This is a genomic window from Actinoalloteichus spitiensis RMV-1378 (assembly GCF_000239155.1).
Classification (GTDB): domain Bacteria; phylum Actinomycetota; class Actinomycetes; order Mycobacteriales; family Pseudonocardiaceae; genus Actinoalloteichus_B; species Actinoalloteichus_B spitiensis.
The window spans coordinates 1-5,201 of record NZ_AGVX02000566.1 but is presented as its reverse complement, the minus strand read 5'-3'; the positions used below and the strand labels follow the sequence as shown (position 1 = coordinate 5,201).

Genomic DNA, 5,201 nt, shown 5'->3' with positions numbered 1-5,201 from the left:
CCCCCCCGCCCCCCCCGCCGCAGGCCACCCTCCGCTCCTCGTCCGAGACCGGTCGGTGCGGTCGTCGTCCCGAAGGACCCCGGCCCCACCGACTCCTGATCGCAGCCGCTCACCCCCGTGCCTCCCCGGGCCGTGTCCTGCCCGCCTCCCCTGTGTGGAATCGCGCGGCCTGTCGGGGGTGGTGGCTGCCCGGTCGCCCGGTGGTCGAACCCGGGACACCCCCGGCCCCCCTGTTGTTCCCGGTTCCCACCGGGCGACCACCCCGCTCCCCGTTGTTGCCCCCTGTCGCTGCGCGCCGACCGCGCGCCCCTGCTCCGCGAAGGACCCGGTTGTCGTGATCGTGCACGTCCTCAACCCCGCCGTCGTCTCGGTCCTCACCGGCTGCTTAGCCCTGACCGTCGTGGTGGGCCTGGTCGCCTCGTTCCGCTCGGCCGTCGAGGACCACCCGCGGTCCCAGTCGCTGACCACCTTGTTCCCCGGACCCACCCCGTGACCCCGGCTCCCGAGGACACCGAGACGGTGTCGCCGCTGGTGGTGCGGTCGCGGCGGGTCCGCCCCTACCTGCCGGAGGACGACGACCATGACCGACACCGCGACCCGCACCGCCCTTCAAGCGGTGCCGGAACTGGCCGGGATCTACGCGTTGACCCGCCGAGGCTGGCAGTGGACCTCGTTGTCCCGGGGCGCCGGGGCCCTGGTCGGCTGGTTCGCCTGGTCTGGGGGGCCGTTCGTGGACTGGTGCGTGATCCGGGGCTACGGGGAGGTCGAGGCCGTCCGGGTCCGTGACGGCGACGGGCTGGTCTGGCGGCGCTGCGGGTCGGTGGGTGTGGTCGCCGCTGAACTCCGGGATCTACCCCCACCGGGTGCCCCCGGTGCCCCGCACCTGGTGACGGGTCGGCGGTGGCGACCGCCCAGCCCGTTGCGGCCCCGGTAACCCACTGCGTCAGCTCTCGACCGACTTCAACCCCAGTCTCCCGTTCAGTGCGCGAGGACCTTCGTGCCCGTGCACCTTCAGGATGCCTGCCGGGCCGATACAGTGCACCAGCACAACGACTCACGTCCGCCGGGTCGACATGTGGGAGCGGCCTTGACCCTCCACCGGCGAGCTGTGAAGCTGTCGCAGTCGCGACAGGATTCGCTCCCAGTCGAACATCATCAACCCGTCCTCGTCGCGTACCGTCACCGAATCCGAGTCGACCATGACGACCCCGGCGCCGGCCAGCCGAGCCACGCTGCCACCGTAAGCAGGATGCCCGCGCAACGAGGCCTTCACGCACGGCACAGCGAGAACGGGTACCTCAACGCCCAGCATCTCGTTGAGCACCCCGAGAGCGAATGAGTCGCTGATACCGGCCGCCCACTTGTTGATCGAGTTGAACGTCAGCGGCGCCGCCACCACGACCTCCGCGCGCGGTAGGGACTCCTGCCGCAGCGGCGGGCTCATCGCCGACCGGGTGATACAGCCGGTCGCGGCGGCCACCGCGTCGAGATCGACCCAGGATGCCGCGTTCGGCGTCGCGATGACACAGACCGACCATCCCTCGGCGGTCAGGGCCGTGACGAACTCCTCGACGCGCAGCACGGGCGGGGCGGCGGAGACGACCAGGTACGCCCACCGCGCGCCGGCGGTCGCGGTCACGCGGCCACTCCCGTTCGCAGGGCCAGCCCTCGCAGGCCTGGCACCGACCGTCGACGTTCCCGTGCCAGCAGGGTCCGGATAACGCGGCGGCTGTGGGTCTTGGTCCGGACGAGTTCGGGAGCCACACGCTCGGCGTCGAGGAGGTGGATCACCGCCAGGGGGTCCTCGCCTCGCTGGCTGTGGGCCCAGGCGCTGTCGAGATGGAACTGGGCCTGGCGGCCACGCAGACCGACCGCCATACCGGAGATGTCGATCCGCTCCGCCACCGTCAACGCCCCGTCGGGGTCGTCGAGGGCCACCGCCGCCGACACCCGGTGGATCACCACGTTGGTCGGCCCGAACGCCGTCCACCCGATGTTGCCGTCCACACCGAGCCGCAGCGCGAGATTCTCGGCGTGGTCAAGCCGCGCTGCCGTTTCCCGGCGGTCGCCGCGTCGGGCGGCGATGATCGCGGTGATCAACGTGAGGATTCCTCGCCAGGTCAGGCTGTGGGGGTCGGTGCCTCGTAGTTCCTCGGCGGCGCTGGTGGCACGCTCTTCGGCGTGGGTGCGGTCCTCAGGTTGCCCGGTGCGGAGGAGTGCGCAGACCACCTGGTAGGTGGCGGAGGCCTGGCCGAACGGGTCCTCGGCTTCCTCGGCCGTGTCCTGGGCCCGCTGGGCCGCCGTCCTCGCCGCGGGAGCGTCCTCGGCCTTGGTCGCGAGCTTGGCCTCGGCGACCGCGAGGCTCGTCCGCAGCGCAAGCGCGGCGCGGCGGGTGCCCGGGGGGCTGGTCGCGACGAGCTCGTCCACGGCCGCCGTCACGGCCGGTACGAGGCCTGCTGCTTCGGCGTAACGCGCCGCCTGGTACGAGCGGTGGACCTGCGATACGAGTTCCCCGACTTCACCGTGTGCTGGTACTCGAGGGGGCGGTGCGGTCTGGCCCAGGGAAGCTCGATGCTCCCAGGGAGCGGCGGTGCGGTCGAGGAGGACCGTCTCGTTCAGCCGAGGTGCGTCGACGACGTGTCGGCGGAGGCTGGTGGACGTTGCGTGGGAGACGTGGGTGGTGGCGGGGTTCAGGAGCGTGTCGAGCTCGGTGAGGGAGACCTTCAGGATGGTGGCGAGGTCGGGGCGGCGCCAGGGCTGGGGGGTGAGGGTGCCCCGTTCCCATCGACCGACAGTCGACAGTTCCACGCCGAGCTGGTCGGCGAAGGTTTGTTGCGTGAACCCGAGCGCTTCCCGCCGGGCGGCGAGTGCATCACGTCGTGTGCCCATGTGGTACCTCCGACCGTGTCGACCGCACTCTAGCGGCCCACCCTCCACGCCCGTCGCAGACTAACCAGTGTCAGGGCTGACAGGTGAATGTCGCGCCGGCGGATCTTGTCGCCACCTCGTATTTACTCGCGCCACCGGCCCCGTGAGCTGGCGATGCGAGAATGACGACATCGGGGGAATTTCCTCCCGTGGTAACGGGTCCGCCTTCTCGTCATCCTCAACCCGTGTGGGGCGCCGGTGCGTAAAGTGTGGTCGCGGTGTCGGTCATCGGGCCGCCACCGGCAGGGTCAGGGGCCGGTTTCGGATGGCGTCGGGGGAGTAGTGGGAACGAGCCTGGCTGTCTCGTCCCTTCGGTTCGATTCATCCGTAGCTATCCGGCTGACGTCCATTGAGGCTTCGTCGCCCGTAATCGTCAAGCCGTAATGCGCGCCTATCCGTGGCGTGGACACTCATCGGGTACCGTTGCCCCGAATTACTTGAACGAGATCTCAATGGTAGTCCGGTGAAATGCCCCCGAGTTCCACCTTCGACACCGTCTACCATCGACACCGGCGGTTCACCAGTTCTCGCAAGCGAGGGTCGCCACTATCATGACGATCTCAAGGATCGAACGGCCACGCCCCAGGGAGAGATCAATGCATGGCTCCAGCCAATCGCACACCATCTCGCCCCGAGCGCTGATTCCTGCTACTCGTCAGTTCAGGAGGAAACGGCGGTCGCGCCAGGCCATCCGCAGCAGGGTCAACGAGCTGGCCGAAATCCGTGGTTCAAGCCGGTCTATCGCGTCGTCGGTGAACGGCATGTCCGTCCGCCCCCCTTCGCCGACAACGTGGCCTTCATCATTGGCCGTCACCAACCCGGTGAACAAGCGATCGAAGACCTCGTCATCCACCACCGCGACGGTCCGTTGACTCGCCCCCAGGGTGAGCGGATCCATCACCAGGCCGTAGTGCCAGAGCCTGAACCGGCCCTCGGCGCGCGCCCGCTCGAAGGAACGGAACGGTTCCTGCCCGGCGTAGTCGATGGAGCCGGCTCCGGCCCCGTCGTGTTCGGGATTGCCGAGGAACTCCTCCGAGTACTCCCGCATGATGTTGCGCCACACCGAGAAGTCGTTACGCACGTCGACAGCGGCGACCGAGGACGGCTGGAACTCCCCGGAGGGCATGACGGTGCACAGCCCACCGCCGTCGGCCACGGCGCGGCCGTCACGCTGGTGCATCATGAACCGGTGCTCACCGCGCCGGTCCTTGCGGATCGTCAGCGTGCTGATACCAGGAGACATCAACAGCCGCAGGGGATCGAAAGGATCACCGAGTGCCGAGCGCAACGGCAACGCGCTCCACGCGGGCACTGACCCCCCTGCGGCCAACCAGGCTGCCTTGAACTCGTGAGCCAGGCACTCCTTGACATCGAACACCTCGAAGAACGTGGTGGTCGCGAACGTCAGTGCCAGCCCGTCCTGGCGGGACACGCCCACCAACCGGTAGGAGAGCCGGTTCTCCAGGAGCCGGGGCCGCACCAGGTCACGGACCGCCCTGCCGTAGCCCGCGTAGCGGTTACCGCGCGCGGTCAACGGCAGCACGTGGTCCAGCGGCCCGAGCCGGGTCACCGGGTACTCGGCGTCGGAGAAGCTCAGACGTACCGAGTCCAACTCCACGGGCTGATCCAGCAACCAGCCGGGGCCGGTCAGCACGTGTCCGCCCGGCGCCCGTTGGCTGGCCGGGTACAGCCACGCGGCCAGTTCCGCCAGCTCCCGACCGCGCACACCCTCCGCTCGACGGATGCGAAGCCACTCCGCCTGGCTCTGGCGTACGTGCTCGGCGACCTCGGGACCCGTGGTCACCGGGGGTTCGGCAGGAGCGGCGGGTAAGGGGGTGGCGGCCAGGAGGACGTCGAGCTCCTCGGTGGAGACTTCGAGCGCTTTGGCGATGGTGGGACGCATCCAGGGTTGGGGATCCTGCGTTCCCCGTTCCCACCTGCCGGCGGTGGAGAGTTCGACACCGATGCTGCGGGCGAACGACTCCTGGGTGAAACCCAACGCCGCCCGCCTCTTCGCCAGCCGCTCCCGTTTGGTCACCTGTGCACTCCCCGCCATCGCCTCGTCGTCACGCTGGGGAACAGGTTGCCCAGCACGTGGGACGTGCCGCATCGCCCGAACGGGCTGATCGAGCACAGCCTCGATCCCCGTCTGCCTGTACTGGCCAAGGTCCTGTCAGCCCCCGGTGGGCAGCCGGACCAGGACCGCGCGGGCGACGTCGGCGGCCCGGGCGCACGGATCCGACTCCTCGGCCCGGGTCACACCGTCCTCCAGG

5 protein-coding genes are annotated in these 5,201 nt (G+C 69.6%); 2 read left to right on the top strand and 3 right to left on the bottom strand.

Annotated features, from left to right (window positions below):
* Positions 1–334 precede the first annotated feature (334 nt).
* Both ACTIDRAF_RS34035 and ACTIDRAF_RS0221825 read left to right on the top strand, forming a co-directional pair.
* Positions 335–493, top strand: coding sequence for a hypothetical protein (locus ACTIDRAF_RS34035; RefSeq protein WP_016700838.1), 159 nt, complete (start codon positions 335–337; stop codon positions 491–493).
* Positions 494–580: 87 nt separating this feature from the next.
* A complete protein-coding gene (locus ACTIDRAF_RS0221825) occupies positions 581–934 on the top strand; it encodes a hypothetical protein (RefSeq protein WP_016700837.1) in 354 nt (117 codons plus the stop codon).
* A 120-nt stretch (positions 935–1,054) separates the two neighbouring features.
* Here ACTIDRAF_RS0221825 and ACTIDRAF_RS0221820 read toward each other — a convergent pair whose 3' ends face one another.
* From ACTIDRAF_RS0221820 to ACTIDRAF_RS0221805, 3 genes are all read right to left on the bottom strand, one after another.
* Positions 1,055–1,639: a flavoprotein gene (locus ACTIDRAF_RS0221820; protein ID WP_016700836.1), complete on the bottom strand. Its 585-nt coding sequence runs from the start codon at positions 1,637–1,639 to the stop codon at positions 1,055–1,057.
* Positions 1,636–2,889, bottom strand: coding sequence for a helix-turn-helix domain-containing protein (locus ACTIDRAF_RS0221815; RefSeq protein WP_016700835.1), 1,254 nt, complete (start codon positions 2,887–2,889; stop codon positions 1,636–1,638). Before ACTIDRAF_RS0221815 ends, ACTIDRAF_RS0221820 begins: the two co-directional genes overlap by 4 nt.
* A gap of 694 nt (positions 2,890–3,583) precedes the next feature.
* Positions 3,584–4,966 carry a helix-turn-helix transcriptional regulator gene (locus ACTIDRAF_RS0221805; RefSeq protein ID WP_016700833.1) on the bottom strand — a complete coding sequence of 461 codons (1,383 nt, stop codon included), beginning with the start codon at positions 4,964–4,966 and terminating at the stop codon, positions 3,584–3,586.
* Positions 4,967–5,201 lie beyond the last annotated feature (235 nt).